Source organism: Dietzia sp. Cai40 (genome assembly GCF_014145165.1).
GTDB classification, from domain to species: Bacteria; Actinomycetota; Actinomycetes; order Mycobacteriales; family Mycobacteriaceae; genus Dietzia; species Dietzia natronolimnaea.
Genome location: NZ_JAALEB010000054.1, coordinates 1 through 21,400 on the forward strand (window position 1 = coordinate 1; position 21,400 = coordinate 21,400).

Genomic DNA, 21,400 nt, shown 5'->3' on the forward strand with positions numbered 1-21,400 from the left:
GGGCCCGCTACAGGCGGTCCGCTGGGGCGGTCTGCTCAGGCGGAGCCGCGCGTGGTCGGCGTCGAGAGGACCACCCGACCGGTGGGTGTGCACGACGGCGCCGCCGGGCGTCGGTCGGGCGTGCGCAACGGCGACGACGTCGGGACGGCCCGGCCGGTCGGTGTGTACGAGAACACGGTCGGCGCGGTGGTGAGGGCAGTGTTGCGGTCCTGGGACACGGGATTCCTCCTGGTCGTCGAGGAGAACGATCGACGGCAGGTCGCCACGGGCGGCGCCGACGAGCCCTGCTGGCGATGTGGTGCGGAGGCGACGACGGCTCACCCGGGGCGGTGGCGCGGACCTCGTGGTGTGTGCGCCGTGTGGAGATGGGGTGGCCGGAGCTGAGCACTCCTGCGGAATCGAACGCTGTCGGCGGAGGTGTCGCCCGTCTGTTCGACCAGAGGCGCGCTGGTGGGCGCGCGATGGAACGACGATCGCATGTCGCCCAGCGGAGCACAAGTCGTCGCGCCGGTGTTCGTGCGGCGCGGCCGGGACCTACGCTGTCCTGGTGAGTACACCTACCGGCGGCGCGGACATCCCGGACGATTCCGTCCTCGACTCCCTGCGCGGGGCCGTCGACCCGCTCGAAGCCCGACACGAATCCGATCCGGCACGGCCGACGGACTTTCGGACCCAGGTCACCCGGTTCTTCCTCACGGGCGTACTCTCCGCGGTCGTCGACTACGGCCTGCTGCAGCTGTTCATGCTGTTCGGGCTGGGGTACGGCCCGGCCAAGGCGCTGTCCTTCGTGGCCGGGACCCTCACTGCGTACTCGCTCAACCGTCGGTGGACGTTCCAGGCCGAGCCCTCCCGCGCCCGCTTCGTCGCCACGATGGGCCTGTACGCGCTGATGTTCGGCGTGCAGTGGGGCCTGTTCATGCTGCTGGTGCCGTGGTTCCACGACCTGGGCTGGAGCACGTTCTGGGCCACGACGGTCGGCTACGTCATCGCGCAGGGCGTGGCGACGGTCACCAACTTCATCGTCCAGCGGACCGTGATCTTCCGGGTGCGCTGACCGCCCTCCCGAGTTACCGCCCGGCCGGGGTTAGCCTGGACGGCGCGCCCGGGCCAGCAGTCGCCCGGGAGTGAGACGACCTCCGCCCCGACTCCCCAGGAGCACCCGCCACATGGACGCCACCACCGTGACAGCCGCAGGTGCCGACGCCGGTTCCGCCCCCGACGAGCGCGACCTGCTGGTGCAGCGCACCCTGTTCTCGGGCCCGCGCAGGTGGGTCAACGACGACCTGTACTCGCGGATCGTGCGGGGGGTCGTGCGCCGCACGCGCGCCGAGTTGCACCTGGACGCCGGGGCCGTCGTCGACACCAACACCTACTTCGGCCGGTTCGAGGCCTCCTACTGGCAGCGCTGGACCACGGTCACCAGCCTCACCGTGCGGGTCGCGGTGGAGTCCGAGGGGCGCCTCGACGTCCTGGTCCGCGCGTCCGACATCGGTTCCCACGTGCGCACCGTGGACGTGTTCCACCACCAGGGGGACGGGATGGCGGTGTTGCACGTGCCGGTGGACACGTTCGTCGACGGTGGCGCGATGTGGCTGGAGTTCCACGCCGTGGACGCCGAGGCGACCGTGTCCGAGGTGACGTGGGGTGTGACGACGACGAGCCCGGCCCGCCGCGCGGCGGTGGCCATCTGCACCTTCAACAGGGCGGACGACTGCGCTGCCACCGTCGACTCGCTGGCCTCGGACCCGGTGGTGGCCGAGCTGATCGACGACCTCTACGTGACCGATCAGGGGACCGACCTGGTCGAGACGCGGGAGGCGTTCCGGCGCGCGGCCGGGGAGTTCGGCGAGCGGCTGCACTACCTGCGCCAGCCCAATCTCGGCGGCGCCGGCGGGTTCAGCCGCGGGATGTTCGAGGCCACCGCGCCCGGTTCCACCGGGCCGGTGGACGTGCTGCTCATGGACGACGACGTCCGGGTCGAGCCCGAGACGGTGTTGCGGCTGTTCGCCTTCGCGGCCCTCACCCGCGAGCCGATGCTCGTCGGCGCGCAGATGCTGTACCTGTTCAACCCGGACTACCTGCTGGTCTCGGCCGAGCGCACGCAGCTCGATCAGCTCAAGGGCGGGCTGGACGCGGACGAGTTCGCCCTGCGCGACGAGTCCGTGGTGGAGAACCGGCAGGAGCGGCGGGTGGACGCCGAGTACAACGCGTGGTGGTCCTGTCTGGTGCCGGGGGAGGCGGTGGAGAGGGTCGGGTTGCCCCTGCCGTATTTCTTCCAGTGGGACGACATCGAGTACGGGTTGCGGTGCCGACAGGCCGGGATGCCCACCTGCACCCTGCAGGGGGCGGCCGTGTGGCACGCCGACTTCTACTGGAAGGACGGCGACGACTTCGGTCAGTTCTTCTCGATGCGCAATTCGCTGACCACCGCCGCCATCCGCCAGGGGATCGATCCGCGCGCGATGGCCACGAACCTGGGCCGGAGTGTCCTGCGGGCGCTCGTGGCGATGCAGTACGGTCTCGCCGCCACCCGCATGCGCGGCATAGAGGCGTTCCTCGACGGCCCCGACGGTGCCCACGGTGTCGGTGATGGCGGGCAGGCCGCCCTGGCCGGGATCCGCGCCGAACGCGCGGGATACCCGGAGACGGCCAAGCTCGCCGTCGACGCCCTTCCCCCGGGGATCAGGGTGGAGCGCAAGGTGGGGATCCCCCGCGAGGACCGCGAGGACCAGGTGCTGGGAAAACGGCTGCTCGTCCAGAAGCTCGGACGGCAGCGTCGTGGGGTCGTGGCCGTCCCCTACGAGGACGCGGCCTGGTGGCACGTCTCGCTCTTCGACGAGGTGTACGTGACCGACGCCTCGCAGACCGGGGTGCACCACCGCAAGGTCGACCCGCAGCGGGTCACGGAGCTGCAGAAGCGCCTGGTCGCCCTGCTCGCGCGGTTCATCCGCGAGGCCCCCGCGGCGCAGGAGCGGTGGCGCGACGCGCAGACCCGCCTCACGACGCGGGAGAACTGGGCGCGGCTGTACGGGGTGTAGCGCGGCACCGCCGTGCCCGAGACGATCTCCTCGGCGAGGTCGCGGATCTTGACGTTCCGATGACTGGGATCCCTTCGCCTCGGGCGGCCGGATGGGCGTGCAGCGAGCTACACGAGGATCGAGAGCGCATCGTCAATCGCCCTTCGCAAGTGATATCCGTTCTCGGCCACGACACGAATGCTCATTCCGGGGCAACTTCTGAGAGGCGACACCGCGCCGTAACTCGTCCGCGCGCCGTGCTTGTTCAGCCACCACTTCCAGTCGAGTCCGGTGACGTGGTCCCCTACCGCGAGTATGAACGCGGACGCACCGAAGTGGTGCTCCCCGACGCAGTGGAATCCCATCCGCTCCACCGCGGCGACCTCGCCGTCGAACTCCAGTGTCGTTTCCGAGAGGTAGGACACCGATCCCGCATCAGGATGACGCACGACCGCGTCGACGAGGAGGACGCAGGAGGAGGTATCCACGGATACGCGGCTCACCTGTGAGAAGGACGAGCCCGGCAACAACAGTCGAGGTTCGGACACGAAGTCCAACCGAGAGCCCCCCATCACCTTCAGGCTCAGGTCTTCCGCCGCCCCCTCATGGGACCCGACCTTCTGGACGGGCATGGCGCCCTGTCCCACAAGCCTGACCCGGCCGCCGTCGCGGACAACGACTCGTTGGCGAAGCCGCTCACCCGTGATGAGTCCGCTGGTGGCCGACTGGACGATGAGGGATGCCGTGTCGTCACTCAGGCCACGGACCTGGCCGTGCGTCAGGATGCCGATCTCGTAAGGCCAGCGGAAGTATCTCCGGGACAGGAAGGTGCGGCCGCCTCGGCGGGCTATCTCGAGGTCGAGCGCATATGGTTGCGCGCTCAGAAGAGCACCTCATCAGAGATGAACCGCGCGAACTCGTCCACGCCCTCACCGGTGAAGCAGTTCGTGACGAGGACCGGTCGCCCCTCCCGCACGTCGCGGGCCTCGGTGACCATCAGTTCGAGGTCCACCCCGACATGCGGTGCCAGGTCGGCCTTGTTGATGACGAGGACGTCCGCGCGGAGCACGCCGGGTCCGCGCTTCCGGGGGATATCGCCTCCTCCGGAGACGTCGATCACGAACACCCAGAAGTCGACGAGATCATCGGAGAACGTCGAGGCCAGATTGTCGCCGCCGCTCTCGATCAGAATCACGTCGGTACCGGGGAAAGCCTGATCGAGCTGCTCGGCGGCCTCCATGTTCATGGTCGGGTCCTCGCGGATCACCGTGTGCGGGCACGCTCCGGCCTCGACGGCGAGGACCCGGTCCGCGTCGATGATCCCCGACCTCCGCAGCCGCACGGCGTCTTCCGATGTCACCAGATCGTTGGTGATGACGGAGACGGATTTACCGAGATTCTCCAACCGCGGTATCAGCTTCTCCACCATCGCGGTCTTGCCGGACCCCACCGGGCCGCCGATGCCGATGCGAGCCGCGGGACCCGGGGGCTCCGTCCGGCCTTCCGGTCTGACTCCGGTCCGGGTAGCAGTCAGAGTCGAGGAATCAGCCACCGGATCAGTCATCTCAGCATGTACTTCCTGGTCAGTGGGCGCACGTCGAATGAGTGCACCTCAAGCTTTTCCCCGTTCACGGAGACGTCGAAGGTGCGCGGGTCGACGCGTACGTCGGGTAGCGCGTCGTTGTGGACCATGTCGCTCTTGCGCAGATGGCGCGTCGACGTGATGGGGAGGACTGCTTTGGTGAGCCCGAACGGCTCGAGCGATCCGGCCCGGGCGACGATGTCGGAGACGAAGACTGCGCTGACGTGCTTTTTCGCCGAGCCCCGGCCGCCCCACATCAGACGTTGGACCTGCGGTTCGGTCATCATGAGACTGCCCGCCGCGTCGCCCATCTTGGCCCAGACGATCATTCCCGCCTTGAGTACCTGCACCGGCTTCACGCCGAACGACTCGAACGGCCACAGCACCAGGTCGGCCATACGACCCGGCTGCACCGAGCCCACGTGCTTGTCGATTCCCACCGCGATCGCCGGGTTGAGGGTGGTCTTGGCGACATAGCGCTTGATCCGCTCGTTGTCCGCGCGCCCGGTCGTCTCCTCGGGCAGACGGCCGCGGTGATCTCTCATGACGCTTGCCAGTTGCCACGAGTTCGTCACGTTCTCCGCGAGGCGGCCCATCCCCTGGGTGTCCGAGCCGAAGATCGAGATCGCGCCGATGTCGTGCAGCAGGTCCTCGGCGGACATGGTCTGCGGCCGGATTCGGCCTTCGGCAAACGCGACGTCCGCTTCAGATCGTGGATCCATCTGGTGCCCGATGAGCGTCATCGGCACGCCCTCCTCGAGCGCCGACCACGCGAACGGGTTGGTCGGGTTGGTCGACCCCGGGATGACGTTGGGGTACGACACCACGCTCAGGATGTCCGGGGAGTGCCCGCCGCCCGCGCCCTCCACGTGATACATGTGGATCGTCCGGTCGCCGATCGCGGCCATCGTGTCCTCGGCGAACCCGAACTCGTTGATCGAGTCGGTGTGCAGGTGCACTGCGAAATCGTGCCGGTCTGCCGCGATCAGTGAACCGTTGATGGTCTCAGGCGACGCCCCGAAATCCTCGTGGACCTTCACCGCGATCGCCCCGGCCTTCACGGCGTGGGCGACCGCCGAGGGGTCGGAGCCTCCGCGGGCGAGCAGACCGAAGTTCACCGGTGAACTCTCGGTGCCCTGCAGGTAGCGTCCCATGACGTGCGCGGTGCCTGAGCCGACGTCGAATACCGGTCCGGGAGAGCTGCCGATCAGCGTCGTCGTCCCTCCCGCCAACGCGTGCTCCGATTGTTCGGCAGAGAACATGTGTCCGTGGGATTCGATCGCCCCGGCGGTGACGATGCAGCCCTGCGCCGAGATCGACGTGGTGTTCTGGCCGCACACGAGGTTCGGATCGATTCCCGGCATTGTCGCGGGATTGCCTGCGTTGCCGATTCCGACGATCCGCCCGTCCCGGATACCGATATCCGCTTTGACGATGCCCTGGACCGCGTCGATGATCAGCGCGTTCTGGATCACGACATCGAGTGCACCCTCGTCCGTGGTGACGGTCGCGGACAGGGCCTCTCCATCGCGCATGTTCTTCCCTGCGCCGACGGTGAGTTCGTATCCGTGGTGGGTGTAGTCTTTCTCGATCTCCGCGAGCAGCGACGTGTCGCCGAGTCGCACCAGATCGCCGGTGGTCGGGCCGTAGAGCTGTGCGCGGGCCGCCGGGGTCAGTGAGGTACCGCCCGTCGTCATGACTCCTCCTGGATGTAGCCGCGCTGGCGGGCCCTCTCAAACGCCCGCGCGCGGGTGTCGGGGTCGTCCAGGGGGCCGTTGACGAGTCCTGCCTGACCGTGGACGACGCGCTCGCCGACGAACGGTGTCAGGGTGACGACCTTGGGGATTCCCGGTTCGAAACGCGTACCGCCACCGGCGTTGATGGCGAGCTTGTGGCCGTAGGCCGCTGCCCGATCGAAAGCCAGGGCCTTGTTGACCTCGAAGAAGTGGGTCATGCTGCGGACCTGGATGTCGCGGTCTCCGGTGTTGACGACCTCGAGGTCGATGAGCCCCGATGGATCGAACACCGTCTCCGCCTCGGTGAGGGCGATGACCTCGCCCGGCACGGGACCGTCTGCCGTCTCCGCGATCGGGGAGTAGATGGTCAGCAGCTTGCTGCCGGCGAGGGTCGGCAGCTCGAGCATGATGTACGAGATCATGCTCGGCACCCCCGGCTCCACCTGCGCCGACGTGAGCAGTTGCCCGGCTCGTTCCCGGACCTCCGAAAACGGTAGGTCGGTCCGCGCCATGAGCATCGCCTCGTCGGTGAGGTACGCGACGGCCTCGGGGTGACTCAACGGGATCCCCTCGCGGAGGTTGCGTCGCGCAAACTCGGCGGCAGTGAACACGGTGAGCCTCTCGGACTCGGTGGGCGTCAGGTTCATGGAGTAGTCCTCGGTGTAGTCACGACGCGAAAAGTCGTAGATCGGAGTGTCGATGGCGCTCGGCGGCGATGTCGTGCTTCGGGGTCCATGCCGTCGGACGGGCCCCGTCGGGGACCGGGAGCCCGAGGAGCTCGTCGAGCCGCCCCGACGCCCGGGTCATGAGTTCCTGGATGCTCCTGTGTCCGGCGGCCCCGAGCCGCACCGCGCTGCTCGAGTACGACGAGACGACCTGCCATCCGGAGAGGGCCTCGGCATCCCTCAGCCCAAGGCCCCGCGCCTGTGCCACGACGGCCTGCGCCACGGGCAGGTGGGCACCCGCGGGGATGGCGACCCGGACGTGCGAAGACAGCGGGTCGCCGAGCCGTGCCCATACCCCCAACAGGGCCCGCCCCGCCCGTCGCGAGGCCTTCCGCGCGGCCTCGCCGATGAGGTGCACGTCCACTTCCGTGTCCAGCGCGAGCAGCTCATCCAGCTCATTCCACCCGTAGGCCTGATTGAGAAACACCCGGTCGAAGGAGTTCCACCGGTGCACGAGTGCCTCGTCGAGCAGGACGGCGAGCTCGGCAGGGGAGGTGACCCACCCGTCTGCCACGAGCGTCTCCAGACCGGAGGAGAACGAGCCGGCGCCCGCGGCGAACGCCGGATCAGCGTGGAGCAGAAGCGCCGTACGCGAGGACGCCGTCATCGTATGGTTCCCGCCCCGTGTGCCGTCGCGTCGTGAGAGTGGGGCTCGTGGGCGGCGACGGCCGCCCCGGTCGTCCCCGCCTCGGACTCGACCACCTCGATCACCCCGCTGTGGAGGAGATGTTCGATCCGCACGAGATAGTCGTCTCTCGGTCCGTCGAGCAGGACCGTCATGTACTGCCCGGCCATGCGGACCTTCCAGTGAAGGTGCCCGGCGTGCCACCCCAACTGGATGCCGCCTTCGGCGTCGAGTGCCCGCAGATGTAGTTGCTCGGTCTCGCGTGCTTCGACCACCACCGCGCGGCGGTCGGTCAGCTCCAGAACCGAGCCGTCCCGGAGAGTCACGTCCCTCGGGAGTGCGATGCCGTACTCGATACCGTCCTGGTCCACGGCCTTGAATCGCTTACGGCCCAATTCGGACTGCGGCACAATCAGGCGGACTACCCGTCCAGAATACTCGTGGTGAGACAGCGCATTGTGGATATCCGCCTCGAGACGATGCCCGACGAGAGTGCGAAAGGTGTCCATGGCTCGACCCTAGGTGCAGTGCCGAAGACTATGAATACGTCATTTGACGCAATTTCTCTATCTGAGGCACGAGAATGCTGGATGACCGAGTAGGTAGATCCCGTCCACCATCGCGATGCGCGTGACGGAGCTTCGATTCGGAACCCCTAGCTTCACGAGAATGTGCTCCACGTGTTTGGATATCGTTCGCGGGCTGGTGAACAGCCTCTCCCCGATCTCGGTATTGCCACACCCCTCGACGATTCCGGTGACGACCTCCGCCTGTCGCCGGGAGAGCCCGGCGGGCATCGGCCCTTCGCGCCAGGACACATAGAACCCGCCGGCACCTCGCCGGGCGCCCTCCACCCGGACATGGACCGGCGCGGGCGCCTCGTCGGGCCATATCGCGAACCGCGAGACCTGCCCCCGTGTCGGCCATGTCCGGAGCAGGACGGACCGGATGAGTTCCGCGACCTCGTGGCTGTGCTCTGGTTCGAAGCTCGTCAGGTTGAGCCCTGGGTCGAGCAGGAGTGCGCCGTCCGCCTCGTTGCGGGTGCGTCGTTCACGGGTCCGGAAAAGAAACTCGCCCAGCGCCGGAGCGGCTGCCGACAACGCGGCCATCTCCGCTTCGCCGGGCGGCCGGGGCGCGTCGGTGTTCCCGGTCACCATCCCCACATAGCGCTCCTGGTGGAACAGTGGCAGGTAGACGCCTTCCCGGTACCCCAGCGGGAGAATGAACTCTTGGTAGAGGGCCGAATCCGCGCGGTTGATGTGGGCATCGGTGTCGGCCCAGCCCTTGGGTCGCCTGTCCCGGTGGAGCGCGGGCCAGCACAGATCGTCCAGGAACACTTGCCCGTTGAGCGCGTCCAGCAACTTCTGCGGGAACCGCTTGGTGTGTAGCGGCTGGTGTATCCCGCGCGCCGGATCCCACTCCGCGATCTCCAGCGACGGGTACTGCACGAATCTGTTGAGTTCAGAGAGGGCTTCGTGCGCTGCGGTGAGAGGCGGGACCACGTCCGCCTGAGTCGCGCGGACCGCTTTGAGTGTTGCCTCGAGAATCGTTGTCGCCTTCATCGTTCTCCCCAGAACTCTCGTACACGGATGCCGATCCGACCTCCAGTCGCGGTGGGCATCGATGCACGGAAGTATGACGACCCGTTGCTTCTCCCTGTGTCGACAGGGTGTTAACAGCTCGTAACGTTGGTTGCGAATTATTGAATTGTCCGCCGGAGAGCATTCCCCGGCCTATTTCGAGGGATATTAACGCGCGTGACAATGAGCTGAGTCACATTTTTACCTGGTATCTTCGCGGCGATGGCGCCGTCTGCTGGCAAATACGCACGATGACGTATTCACAGAACCTAGTGGCCCTTTCTACTGTTCTCCGCACAATGAATTCCGGGTAGGCGGCCAATTTTTTGGCGGCCGGTGGCTCAAGGAAAGGGCACGCATCTCATGCAGAAATCGGCTAAATACCTTGGGTGGAAACGTCGGGCCACAGCGATCGCGGCTGGGCTCACGTTGTCCCTTGCCCTCACCGCGTGTGGCGGTGCCGGAGGCGGAGGCGGGAACGACCACACGCTCATCATCGGGATCGAGTCCGAGGCAGACGTCCTCGACCCGCAGGTCGCCGGCGGCTGGGTCACCTGGCGCATCAACTCCCAGATGTACGAGCCTCTCGTGATGCACGACCTGCAGACCCCGTCCGAGGAGGCGGCAGTCCCCGAACTGCGACCCGGGCTGGCGGAATCGTGGGAGATCTCCGACGACGGTCTGGAGTACACGTTCAACATCCGCCAGGGCGTCACGTTCCACGACGGCACCGAGCTCGACGCCGAGGCGGTCGAGTACAACATCCGGCGCATGTGGGATGAGTCGTCGCCGCAGTACAACGCCACCGCTGCCGGTCAGACGGTCTATGTGTGGCAGTTCGTCGACGAGGTCGAGACAGTCGACGACCAGACGGTTGTGGTCCGGATGACCCAGCCGTTCTCCCCGTTCCTCCGCATGCTCGCGCAGGGCGGCAACGGATCCACCGGAATCATCAGCCCCGCCGCGCTCGAGGAGCACGGCGAGGACATCGCCGAGAACCCGTCGGGCACCGGACCGTTCGTGTTCGAGGAGCGCATCCGCGGCGAACGGATCACGCTGTTGCGGAACGAGGACTATTGGGGCGAGGTGCCCGAGTTGGACGGCGTCATCTTCCGTCCGATCCCGGATCCCGCAGGCCGCTCGGCCGCGATCCGCAACGGTGAGGTCGACGTGATCGCAGTGCCCTCCCCGGACTCCGTTCAGCAGCTCGTCGACGAGGGTTACCAGTTGTCCGACGGCGCGCCGCCGCACGTCTGGTACCTCTCCTTCAACATGCGGGACGAGTACATGGAGCTGCCGGAGGTCCGGCAGGCAATCAACCTGGCCATCGACCGCGAGGGGATGGCCGACAACCTCCTCCAGGGCACGGCCGAACCCGCGTACGACATCCAGGCGCCGGCCAACGACGCGTACGTCGAGCGGACCGACGCATACGCCCGTGACCTAGAGCAAGCGCGTGAGCTCCTCGCGGAGGTCGGGCTGGAGGACGGCTTCACGACCAGCCTCGCGACCTCGGTCGACGGATCCGGTCAGATCGTCCCGGCGCCGATGGCCGAGTTCATCCAGCAGAACCTCGCCGAGATCAACATCGATGTCGAGATCCAGACCATGGAGTGGATCTCCTACCTGGGGCGCTGGGGTGAGGGTGCCGGCGATGTGGGAATGATGCAGATGTCCTGGGGCATGGATACCCCGTACTGGCTCTACATCGTCACCTCGCAGGCCATGATCGCCCCGAACGGACCGAACGTCGGCTACTACGACAACCCGGAGCTCGACGCCGTCATGGAACAGGCGATCACGGCCGCATCGGAAGAGGAGTCGGTCGAGTTCTGGCAGCGGGCCAACGAGATCGCCACTGAGGATGGGGCGCTCGCACCGATCGTCAACGACCGCGCTCCGTACATCCTGTCTCCGCAGGTCGAGGGCTGGGTCTCGGCGAGCCAGGAGTGGTACGACCTCACCGGCGTCAGCCTGAACTTCGAGGACTAGGCCATGCTTCTCGTCATAGGCAAGCGCCTCGGGTCGACCGTCTTCGTCCTCTTCGGAGTGGTGCTGATCGTCTTCCTCCTCCTGCAACTGGTGCCCGGTGATCCCGCTCGAACGATTCTGGGCGCGGGCGCGACGGAGGATGCCGTTGCGGCCGTCCGCCGGGAGCTCGGCCTCGACCAGCCGGTGGTCATGCAGTTCTTCACCTATCTGGGCGGGCTGCTGACAGGCGACTTCGGTCGCTCGCTGACCATCAACCAACCGGTTCTCGACATCATCCTGCCGAGGTTCCAGAACACGATGGTGCTGTCGTTCGCGGCGCTGGCTCTCTGCATCGTCATCGGCGTCCCGCTCGGGATCATTGCCGCTCGCAAGCAATACGGCATCTTCGACCGGGTCTCCATGTTTGTCTCGCTCGCCGGTGCGAGCGTCCCGGTCTACTGGTTCGGTCTCATGCTGATCGGAATCTTTGCCCTTCAGTTCGGGTGGTTCCCGACCTCCGGAATGTCGAGCGCGCGGAATATCGGCGGGGGAATGGGTGATCTTCTGATGCACCTCGTCCTCCCTGCGATCGCCGCGGCAACCGTTCCACTGGCCGTCATCGCCCGAATGACGCGCAGCGTGATGGTCGACACGATGGAGCAGGACTACATCCGCACCCTGCGGGCTTCGGGGATCTCGGAGCGCTCAATCCTCTGGCGGCACTGCTTCCGGAACTCGCTCCCCCCGATCGTCACCGTCATCGGGCTCCAGATCGGCTATCTCCTCGGCGGGGTGATCTTCGTCGAAGTGGTGTTCTCCTGGCCGGGACTCGGGTACCAGCTCTACACCTCGATCACGCAGAACGACATGCCGCTCGTGCAGGCCGGCGTCCTCTTCATCGCGCTCGTCTTTGTCGTCGTCAATCTGCTGACCGACACGGCAGTGGGCGTGCTCGATCCCCGCACCCGCAGAAAGGTCACAGCATGAGTTCGATCCTCGGCACATCCCCGGTTGCGGACACGGCAGGCGGCCACGAGCAGGGGAGCACGGCGGCAGACGAGGCCGCTCCTCGTCCCACGGAGCCCGCACAGCGTCCTTCCCGCCTACTGCTCGCGCTCCGCGCGTTCATGCGGGACAGGATGGCCGCGGTCGCTGCCATCATCCTGCTCCTCGCGATAGCCGTGGCGATTCTCGCTCCGGTACTCAGTCCCTACGATCCGACCATCGGGGACTCCTCAAGACGACTCGAGGGGATCGGAACGGAGGGCCACATCCTGGGACTCGACGGCCAGGGCCGCGACATCCTGTCCCGGCTGATCTGGGGCACCCGGTACTCACTGTCGGTCGCGGTGTTCCCGGTACTCATCGTCCTCCCTGTCGCCTTGCTCATCGGTTTGATCGCCGGGTACGCGAAGGGCCGGGTCGGCGAGACGCTCATGCGACTGCTCGACGTCCTGTTCGCCTTCCCGCTCGTCCTTCTGGCCATCGCGCTGGCGGCCGTGCTCGGCGCGGGGTTGGGCAACGTGATGATCGCCATCAGCATCAGCCTCATCCCCTACATGGCCCGGGTGGCGTACACCTCGACGGTTCAGGAATCGTCCCGGGAGTACATCGAGGCGGCCCGGGCGGGGGGCGCACGGACCCCGGAGATCCTCTTCAAGGAACTGCTCCCGAACGTCGTCTCGCCCCTGGTGGTCTACGCGACCACCCTGTGCGGCCTCATGGTGGTCCTCGCCGCCGGCCTGAGCTTCCTGGGCGTCGGAATCATCCCGCCGACCCCGGACTGGGGGATCATGACCGCCGACGGCGCCGGCGTCCTCCTGGAGGGATACGCGCACGTGGCCACCATCCCGGGGTGCGCCATCCTCGTGGTCGCCCTCTCGTTCAACCTGCTGGGTGACGGCGTCCGCGACGCGCTCGATCCCCGCAAGCAGACCACCTGATTTCCGCGCCTTCGAAGAAAGCGAGCGTGAGACCCAATGCTTGACATCAACAATCTCAGCGTCGATTTCCACACTGACGGCGGCGTCGTCCACGCGGTGAAGAACGTCAGTCTGTCCGTGGGGGAGGGGGAGATCCGCGGCCTCGTCGGAGAATCCGGTTCAGGCAAGTCAGTGACCTCGATGACGATCCTGGGGCTGCTCGGCACGCGACGGGCGAAGATCGCGTCCGGGGAGATCCTCCTCAACGGGACGAACCTCCTGGAGCTGTCCCAGAAGGAGCTAGTCAAGATCCGGGGCAGGGAGATCGGCCTGGTGTCGCAGAACGCGCTCAGTGCCCTGGACCCGTCGTTCACCGTCGGCGCCCAGATGGTCGAGGTCATCCGCCTCCACCAGAAGCTGTCGAAGGCCGATGCCTACAAGGAGGCGGTGCGGTCGCTCGAACTCGTGGCGATGCCGGATCCCGAGCAGAAGCTGCGCGCGTACCAGCACCAGCTCTCCGGTGGTCAGCGGCAACGCGTCGTCATCGCCATGGCGCTCGCCGCCCGCCCCAGACTCCTGCTGGCGGACGAGCCGACCACGGCCCTCGATGCGACCGTGCAGAAGCAGATCCTCGACCTGCTGCTCGAGATCAACAAGGAACTCGGCACCGCCATCCTCATGGTCACGCACGACTTCGGCGTGGTGTCGCACATGTGCGACACGGTCACCGTGATGCGGCAGGGCAGCATCGTCGAGCAGGGCACCGCCCACCAGGTCCTCAGCGCGCCGGAGCATCCCTACACCCGGTCACTCATCAGTTCCGTGCCGAAGCTCCACCTCGACGACTCGGCCCGGAACGTCCCGCGCGGCCAACGCCGACTCAACGTCTTCCAGGAGGCCTGACGATGTCTACCAGCGACACAAAATTCGTGGAAGTGATCAACCTGCGCAAGGTCTTCAACGTCTCGGGCGGCTTCGGCAAGAAGAGCCGGGAGGTCGTGGCCGTCGACGACATCTCGTTCTCCATCCGACGGGGAGAGACGTGGGGGTTGATCGGGGAATCCGGTTCGGGGAAGACCACCACCGGCCGGATGATCCTCGGCCTCGAGGAGGCCACCTCCGGGCACGTCGTGGTGGACGGGAGCGAGACGACCAACCTGACCGGCGAACGTATGCGACGGATCCGCCAGAAGGTCCAGGTCGTGTTCCAGGACTCCGGTTCTGCGTTCAACCCCCGCCTCCCGGTCGGCCAGCAGGTCGGCGCACCACTGCGCAGATTCGGACTCTGCGACGGCAAGGAGGCCACCCGGCGGGTGTTGGAACTCCTCGAGAAGGTCGGCCTGGACGATAGCCACTACGACCGGTACATCCACGAGTTCTCCGGAGGGCAGCGGCAGCGCCTCGGCATCGCGCGAGCACTCACCACTGATCCCGAGTTCCTCGTCCTCGACGAACCCACGGCGGCCCTCGACGTCTCGGTGCAGGCGCAGGTGTTGAACCTTCTCAAGGACCTGCAGGCCGAGCGAGGGCTCACGATGTTGCTCATTACCCATCACCTCGCCCTGGTAGAGCACATGTGCGACTCGGCCGGCGTGCTCCACAAGGGCAGGTTCGCCGAGGTAGGACCCGTCGACACGGTGCTCCGCCACCCGAAGAGCGAGGTCACGCAGAAGCTCCTCGAGGCCGTTCTCGAACCGAAGGCGGCGTGATGACCATCCGTCCCCAGCAGATCGCAGGCACGACCTACTCCGTCGACGCGGTCGTTGCCCGCTACACCGAGGTCGAGCCGACGATCTCCGCGTTCGTCGAGTTCTTCGAGACCGAGGCCCGGGCCGAGGCTGACACCGTGAGCGCGAAGGGGCTCACCGGCCCGCTCGCCGGGGTGCCCGTCGCGGTCAAGGATCTCTACGATGTCGCGGGCCACCCCACTCTCAGCGGCTCGAAAGTGGCCGACACCGAGCCCCTGGCGGCGGACTCCGCGGCCGTCAGGAAGCTCCGTGAGGCCGGGGCCGTGATCGTCGGAAAGACGGTGACCCACGAGTACGCCTTCGGCGCCATGTCACCTCCCACCCGCAATCCGTGGAACCTCGACCGCGTTCCCGCCGGGTCCAGTGGTGGCTCGGGCGCGGCCGTGGCGGCAGGCGTGGTCCCGATCGGGATGGGCACCGACACCGGCGGATCGATCCGGATGCCGGCTGCGGTGTGCGGGGTGGTCGGATTCAAACCCAGCTTCGGGCTCATCAGCCGCACCGGCATCACCCCCTGTAGCCCGACCCTCGACCACGCCGGCCCCCTCACCGCGACCGTCTCGCTCGCCGCGGCCGTCGTCGACTCCCTGGCCGGATTCGACCCGACCGATCCCGGGAGCAGGCGATTTCCGGGACCCGACGCGGTGGCCTCGCTGGAGCGGGGCGTCCAGGGATTGGCGCTCGGCATCCCCGAGCACTTCTTCTTCGACACGGCGGACGCCGACATTTCCGAGGCCGTCCACGCGGCAGCACGGGAACTCGAGGCGGCGGGTGCGCGGCTCGTTCCCCTCACGTTCCCCACCCCGGAGGAGTGCGGTGACGCCGTGGTGACGATCGCGGCAGCCGAGGCGGCGCTCTATCACCGCGATCGGTTCGCAGCGCGTCGAGTGGACTTCGAATCAGACGTCGCTGCGGCTCTCGACGCAGGCCTCGCGCTGAGTGCTGTCGATCTCCTCGAGGCTCTCGATTTCCAGGCGGCACTCAAGAAGGCGTGCGACGCGATGTTCGCGAAGGTGGACGCCGTGATCACCCCCACCGTTGGGACCGAGCCACCGCCGCTCGGTGCATCATCGATGGTGCTCGGCGGGCGGGAGATGTCGACCCTGTCGGGCCTCAACGCCTTCACCGTCCAGGCCAATCTCCTCGGGGCACCGGGTCTCGCCGTGCCCGCCGGGCTCAACGCCAACGGCATGCCGGTGAGCATGCACATCATGACCGCACCAGGCCACGACGCGCTCGCGCTCGCCATCGGTCGTGCCTACGAACAGCGAACCGACTGGGGTCGGCTCGCCCCGCCGCTCGCGGCGCACTAAGCCCCGCGAGCGGGCTGACACCCACTCCCGTCCCCTCACCGGGCCCGTCTACCAGGCCCGTCACACAGCCCCCGGTGGTCCGGGCGACGCCGGGTTCCCCGGTCTGTTCCATCACCCACGTCCGATAGGAGAAAGCCCATGTCAGAAACTCCCAAGGTGTTCACCGAAGAGGCGATCAGAGCGCTGTTCGACTACGCCGACAGCAAGGTGACCGACGAGCGCCTCGCCGCCAAACTCGCCGACTACACGCCGCTGCTGGAGATCGCCAACAGTGAGCCCTTTCAGCCCTTGGGCGAGACCCCTCCGGCCACCGCCTTCAACGCAGATTGGAACTGAGAGCCATGGAACCGTACGAACTCACCTTCACCGAGGCCTCGGACAAGATCGCCTCGAGAGAGCTCTCACCGGTCGAGCTCACGGAGTCGTCGCTCAAGCGGATACGCGAGGTCGAGCCCGACATCCACGCCTATGCGACCATCACCGAGGACCTGGCGCTCGAGCAGGCGCGGGTGGCCGAGAAGGAGATCGCCGCCGGAAAGTACAAGGGACCACTGCACGGGATCCCCCTCGGCGTGAAGGACCTGTACGACACCCGAGGGATCCTCACCACCTCCAGTTCGGACGTCCGCGCCGACTACATCCCCGATGCTGACAGTGCGAGCGTGCAGAAGCTCACCGCAGCCGGAATGGTGATCGTCGGCAAGACCCACACCCACGAGTTCGCGTTCGGCGCGACCACCCCCACCACCCGGAACCCGTGGGACATCTCCACAGTCCCCGGCGGATCCAGCGGGGGCTCCGGGGCCTCGATCGCCTCCGGAGGCGTCACCGTCGCGCTCGGCTCCGACACCGGCGGTTCGATCCGCATCCCGGCCTCGGTCTGCGGCACGGTCGGCATCAAGCCGACCTACGGCCGCGCCCCTCGTGTGGGGGTCGCGTCGCTGTCCTGGTCCCTCGACCACGTCGGACCGCTCACCCGCAACGTCCGGGAGGCCGCGCTCGTCATGGCGGCGATGTCCGGCTACGACCGACGCGATCCCGCGAGCGTCAACAGGCCGGTTCCCGACTGGACCCCCGATCTCGGCGGATCGGTCGAGGGCACTCGCATCGGCATCCCGACGAACTTCTACAACGAGCGGGTGCAGACCGAGATCTGGGAGGCGTCGATGGCCGCCGCACACGTGTTGGAGGGCCTCGGTGCGGAGTTGGTCGAAGTCGAGATCCCGCTCGCGGACAAGGTGCTGTCCACCGCGTGGACCATCATGCTCGCCGAGGCGGGCGCCTACCATCAGGAGGCACTGCGCGAGACCCCGGACCTGTTCACCGACGAGGTCCGGACCCTCCTCGAGGTCGGCGAGGGCGTGTTGGCCACGAGCTACATCAACGCACTGCGCACGCGGACTCTCATGCAACAGGGCTGGCGCGAGATGTACGCCGACATCGACGTCCTGCTGGCACCCACCCTCCCCGGGCCGGCGGTGGGCGCGGACGATCCGGTCTTCGAATGGGCCCCGGACGACATCGAGGGAGCGACGACGGCGTACAGCCGGGTGTGCGCGCCGGGCAACCTCACCGGACTCCCGGCCCTCTCAATGCCCGTCGGCTACTCGACGGACGGTGGTCTGCCGCTCGGTGCGCAGGTGATCGGAAAGCCGTTCTGTGAGGGCGACGTGCTTCGCGTGGCGTCGGTCTACGAGACCGCGACCGACCACATCGGCACCCTGGCACCGCTGAAGAGGGCGCCATGAGCCCCGGCGGAGAGCTGGCGCTCCTCGAGCTCACCGAGGTCGCGGAACTCATCCGCGGTCGGCAGGTCAGCTCCGTGGAGGTGACCCAGGGAATCCTCGAGCGCATCGAAACCCATGACGGCCGGCTCCAGAGCTACGCGATCGTCAGCGGCGACGCCGCCCTGGAGGCCGCGCGTGCGGCCGACGCCGAGATCGCGGCGGGGAACTACCGCGGTCCATTGCACGGGGTCCCGGTCGCGGTCAAGGACCTCTGCTACACGGCGGGAACTCCCACCGCGGCCGGTGGAACCATCCACACCGATTTCGTTCCCCGGTGGGACGCCACCGTGGTGCGCAGGCTGAAGGAGGCCGGCGCCGTCATCACCGGGAAGTTACGGATGACCGAGGGCGCATACGCAGAGCACCATCCGGCTCTCCCGACCCCGGTCAACCCATGGGATGCCGACACGTGGACGGGATCGAGTTCGAGTGGTTCGGGGGTCGCCACCGCGGCCGGCCTCTGTTACGCCTCGCTCGGCTCGGATACCGGCGGGTCCATACGGCTGCCCTCCGCGCAGAACGGGGTGACGGGCATCAAGCCGACCTGGGGGCGGGTGAGCCGGTACGGCGTCTTCGAGCTGGCCGAGAGCCTGGACCACATCGGTCCGATGACGCGCAGTGCGCGGGACGCGGGCGTCGTGCTGTCGGCGATCGCCGGCGAGGATCCCCATGATCCGACCACGGTGTCGGCGCCGGTGCCGGACTACTCCGGAGACCTGCGGTTGGACCGGGCGCCGAGCGTCGGAATCGACTGGGACCTGACGGCGACGTTCGACGAGCCGACCCAGGCGATGTTGGCCGGTGTCGTGGGAGTGGTGGAGTCTCTCGGTTGGCGCGTGTACAGCATCGAGCTCCCGGACCTCGCCGCCATCAGCGCGGACTGGGAGACCTTGTGCGCGGTCGAGACCGCGGCCGCTCACGCCGCCACGTATCCGGCACGGTCGAGCGAGTACGGCCCGGCGCTGGCGCATCTCATCGAGACCGGACGTGGGCTCAGCGCGGTCGACTACCAGATGCTCCTGTCGCGGCGGCGCGCGTTCACCGGGCGACTGAAGCGGACATTCCAGGACATCGACCTAGTGCTGTTGCCCGGTGCGGGTTTCGCGTCGCCGACGATCGAGACGATGGCCGAGCTCGGTACCTCCCCCGAACTCCTGGCGGGTCTGTTGGTACCGACTGCCCCTATGGACGTCAGCGGTACCCCGACCATCACGCTGCCCGGTGGCTTCACCGACAGGGGCACACCGATCGGCTTCCAGCTGTGCGGCGGGGACCTCTCGGAGCATCTCCTCGTCCGGGCGGCGCACGCGTTCCAGTCGGTGACCGACTTCCACAAGAAGAAGCCCGCAGTGGGCAAGGCCGCAGTGGCGGCGTGAGCACCGCCCTTACGGGCACGAGACGAATCGGACGATGTCCACACAGCCACAGAGGCGAATAACGCCTCTACGCCTCTTCGCCCTCGCCGTCTTCTGCGGAATCTCCGCCAGCATCGTCTACATTCCACAGGCGCTGCTGACGGACATCTCGACGAATTTCGGTGTGTCGCATCACACCTCGGGACTGATCGCGGCGAGCGCCCTGCTCGGCTACGCCGTCGGGATCCTCGTCCTCATCCCGTTCGGAACCCGCGTCCGCTCCTCGACACAGGTGACTGTTCAGGCGATCGTGCTCACCGTGGCGCTGCTACTGGCGGCACTCTCCCACAGCGTCATCGCGGCCACCGCAGCGTTCTTCGCCGTCGGGGTGGTGGGGAATCTGGCGCAGGTCATCATCCCGGCGGCCAACCGGATGTGTGCCCCCGGGCAGAGAGGTGCGACCAATTCCGTTCTCGTGGGCTCCCTCCTCGTCGGCTTGTTCGGCGGGAGGGCGCTCGCGAGTGCGTCCACGGACTGGGTCGGTTGGCGAGGGACCATCGTCGCGTGTGCCCTCCTGGTCGTCCTGGCGCTCCCCGCGGCATTGTGGGCACTCCGCCGGGCAGTCCCGCCCGTCGGCAGCGCACTGTCGCACGTGTCGTTGATGTCCGCAGCACTGAAGAGTGCTCGCGGCAACCCGGTCCTGCTCAGGGCCGCCTTCACCCAGTCCCTCGGTCTCGGGGCGTTCAACTCGGTGTGGGCGGTGATGGTCCTGCACCTCACCGCACCGCCGTTGTCATGGTCGGTCACCCAGGCCGGGATGTTTGGGCTGGTGGGCCTCGTCGCGGGGCTGGTGACACCGATGTCCGGCCGATTGATCGACAGATACGGAGCACGCCGGATGACCGGTGTGTTCCTGGTAATCCTCTCGCTGTCCTCGGGAGCGATCTTCCTGACCCACGACATCCCGGTGCTCTTCGGGCTGGCTCTGTTCTTCTCGACGTGGGCGAATCAGTCTGCATTGTCCGGAAACCAGGTGCAGGCTCTGTCCACATCTCCCGAGCACTCTGCCCAGCTCAACACCGCTTTCAGTTTCATCGTCTTCTTCATCGGTGGATTCGGGGGTCTGGTCGGCCCGCTCGCGTTTGCGATGGGAGGCCTCTCGGCGGTGGCCACCGTGGTCACGGTGCTGTCGTTGCTCGCGCTCCTGGTGTGGCGCTTCGTGCCGGTCACACGTTCTTGACACCGGTAAGACTCGCGGGTCCCGTGGCGACAGAACCGGCCGTCATCCACAGCTTCAGTCTGTCCACAGGGACCTCCCCGGCCGCACGTCCGCGGTCCGGATCCGACTGCCACGTGCTGCACTGTGTCCGGCATGGACACTCCCACTCCGGTCCGCGGGCCGAGCACCGACGTTCAGGCCTGCATCGAGAGCGCCCCCGCCGTTCACGGTCACTTCCCGAAGAGCCCCTGCGGGCTGCCGCCGGGCCCGTTGACCACTGCCGAACTCGCCGCAGCCGTCCCTGATCCACGAGACCGTGGCCGCTACGTACGGATCTGGCACGGGCTCTACCGCCGGGACGACCAGGTCGACGACCTCCGTTTGCGCAGCCTGGCGCTGGCGCGGACCTGGCCCGAGGGGGTCTTGCGCGGGCGCAGCGCCGCACTGTTGTGGGGTGACGACTCCGTCCCGGCAGATGCGATGCCCGAGATCTGGCTGCCGGCCACCCGTCGGTCCCGCGCGGGACGGGTCTACCGCTACGGTGCGATGCCACCGGCCGCCGTCACCGAGCTGGGCGGTCTTCGGGTCACCACCCCGCTGCGCACCTGCCGGGACCTGGCCGGCGATCTGGACCTCGAGGACGCGGTGGTGGCGGTGGAGAGGGTGTGTGCGGCGAACCCGGGACTGGCGGGGGTACTCGCGGCCGCGGCAGGGCACCCGTCCGGCCGGGGGGCCCGCCGGTTCGCGGACGTCGTCACCGCGATCGAGCCCCGGTCGGTGTCGGCGGAGACGACCCGTGCGCGGCTCCGGCTGGCGGCGG

General features: G+C 67.5%; 20 protein-coding genes and 1 pseudogene. 14 read left to right on the forward strand and 7 right to left on the reverse strand.

From position 1 onward, the window contains the following. From G6022_RS02530 to G6022_RS02540, 3 genes are all read left to right on the forward strand, one after another. On the forward strand, positions 1–384 hold a 384-nt coding region (locus G6022_RS02530; protein WP_206682356.1), incomplete at its 5' end, for a hypothetical protein. 163 nt (positions 385–547) lie between these two features. Continuing rightward, entirely contained in the window at positions 548–1,054 is a 507-nt protein-coding gene (locus G6022_RS02535) for a GtrA family protein (RefSeq protein ID WP_182638591.1), read from the forward strand. Between the two features lie 112 nt (positions 1,055–1,166). Further along, positions 1,167–3,038, forward strand: a complete 1,872-nt coding sequence (locus G6022_RS02540) for a glycosyltransferase (protein ID WP_182638590.1) — start codon at positions 1,167–1,169, stop codon at positions 3,036–3,038. A gap of 107 nt (positions 3,039–3,145) precedes the next feature. Here G6022_RS02540 and G6022_RS02545 read toward each other — a convergent pair whose 3' ends face one another. From G6022_RS02545 to G6022_RS02575, 7 genes are read right to left on the reverse strand one after another with little or no spacing between them, the layout of a single operon-like run. Beyond that, a complete protein-coding gene (locus G6022_RS02545; protein WP_179526111.1) occupies positions 3,146–3,901 on the reverse strand; it encodes an urease accessory protein UreD in 756 nt (251 codons plus the stop codon). Further along, on the reverse strand, positions 3,898–4,551 hold the full coding sequence (ureG, locus tag G6022_RS02550; protein WP_277817748.1) for an urease accessory protein UreG: 654 nt from the start codon (positions 4,549–4,551) through the stop codon (positions 3,898–3,900). The genes G6022_RS02545 and ureG overlap by 4 nt, the downstream gene beginning before the upstream one ends. Positions 4,552–4,577: 26 nt before the next feature. After that, positions 4,578–6,296 carry an urease subunit alpha gene (locus tag G6022_RS02555; protein ID WP_182615973.1) on the reverse strand — a complete coding sequence of 573 codons (1,719 nt, stop codon included), beginning with the start codon at positions 6,294–6,296 and terminating at the stop codon, positions 4,578–4,580. Next, positions 6,293–6,982, reverse strand: a complete 690-nt coding sequence (locus G6022_RS02560; protein WP_179524248.1) for an urease subunit beta — start codon at positions 6,980–6,982, stop codon at positions 6,293–6,295. The genes G6022_RS02555 and G6022_RS02560 overlap by 4 nt, the downstream gene beginning before the upstream one ends. Positions 6,983–7,001: 19 nt before the next feature. Then, positions 7,002–7,667, reverse strand: coding sequence for an urease accessory UreF family protein (locus G6022_RS02565; RefSeq protein WP_179524249.1), 666 nt, complete (start codon positions 7,665–7,667; stop codon positions 7,002–7,004). Then, positions 7,664–8,194 carry an urease accessory protein UreE gene (locus tag G6022_RS02570; protein ID WP_182638589.1) on the reverse strand — a complete coding sequence of 177 codons (531 nt, stop codon included), beginning with the start codon at positions 8,192–8,194 and terminating at the stop codon, positions 7,664–7,666. Before G6022_RS02570 ends, G6022_RS02565 begins: the two co-directional genes overlap by 4 nt. A gap of 57 nt (positions 8,195–8,251) precedes the next feature. Next, a complete protein-coding gene (locus tag G6022_RS02575; RefSeq protein ID WP_182638588.1) occupies positions 8,252–9,247 on the reverse strand; it encodes a helix-turn-helix transcriptional regulator in 996 nt (331 codons plus the stop codon). Positions 9,248–9,694: 447 nt separating this feature from the next. On the opposite strand from G6022_RS02575, the gene G6022_RS02580 reads away from it, so the two are divergent. From G6022_RS02580 to G6022_RS02630, 11 genes and pseudogenes are all read left to right on the forward strand, one after another. Further along, positions 9,695–11,257, forward strand: coding sequence for an ABC transporter substrate-binding protein (locus G6022_RS02580; protein ID WP_241731010.1), 1,563 nt, complete (start codon positions 9,695–9,697; stop codon positions 11,255–11,257). Positions 11,258–11,260: 3 nt separating this feature from the next. Then, a complete protein-coding gene (locus tag G6022_RS02585; protein WP_182615964.1) occupies positions 11,261–12,223 on the forward strand; it encodes an ABC transporter permease in 963 nt (320 codons plus the stop codon). After that, on the forward strand, positions 12,220–13,179 hold the full coding sequence (locus tag G6022_RS02590; protein ID WP_179524254.1) for an ABC transporter permease: 960 nt from the start codon (positions 12,220–12,222) through the stop codon (positions 13,177–13,179). The genes G6022_RS02585 and G6022_RS02590 overlap by 4 nt, the downstream gene beginning before the upstream one ends. A gap of 36 nt (positions 13,180–13,215) precedes the next feature. Continuing rightward, complete coding sequence (locus tag G6022_RS02595; RefSeq protein WP_179524255.1) at positions 13,216–14,061, forward strand: ABC transporter ATP-binding protein; 846 nt, start codon at positions 13,216–13,218, stop codon at positions 14,059–14,061. A gap of 2 nt (positions 14,062–14,063) precedes the next feature. Then, the gene (locus G6022_RS02600) at positions 14,064–14,867 is read left to right on the forward strand and encodes an ATP-binding cassette domain-containing protein (protein WP_182638586.1); all 804 of its coding nucleotides are present in this window, start codon (positions 14,064–14,066) and stop codon (positions 14,865–14,867) included. After that, positions 14,867–16,219: an amidase gene (locus tag G6022_RS02605; RefSeq protein ID WP_182638585.1), complete on the forward strand. Its 1,353-nt coding sequence runs from the start codon at positions 14,867–14,869 to the stop codon at positions 16,217–16,219. The genes G6022_RS02600 and G6022_RS02605 overlap by 1 nt, the downstream gene beginning before the upstream one ends. A 138-nt stretch (positions 16,220–16,357) precedes the next feature. Next, positions 16,358–16,555, forward strand: coding sequence for a hypothetical protein (locus G6022_RS02610; RefSeq protein ID WP_182611061.1), 198 nt, complete (start codon positions 16,358–16,360; stop codon positions 16,553–16,555). Between the two features lie 5 nt (positions 16,556–16,560). Next, on the forward strand, positions 16,561–17,967 hold the full coding sequence (locus tag G6022_RS02615) for an amidase (protein ID WP_182638584.1): 1,407 nt from the start codon (positions 16,561–16,563) through the stop codon (positions 17,965–17,967). Continuing rightward, a complete protein-coding gene (locus G6022_RS02620; protein ID WP_182638583.1) occupies positions 17,964–19,382 on the forward strand; it encodes an amidase in 1,419 nt (472 codons plus the stop codon). Before G6022_RS02615 ends, G6022_RS02620 begins: the two co-directional genes overlap by 4 nt. A gap of 34 nt (positions 19,383–19,416) precedes the next feature. Continuing rightward, positions 19,417–20,601: an MFS transporter gene (locus tag G6022_RS02625; protein WP_182615953.1), complete on the forward strand. Its 1,185-nt coding sequence runs from the start codon at positions 19,417–19,419 to the stop codon at positions 20,599–20,601. A 132-nt stretch (positions 20,602–20,733) separates the two neighbouring features. Beyond that, positions 20,734–21,400, forward strand: a pseudogene (locus G6022_RS02630) (hypothetical protein); the annotation flags it as partial.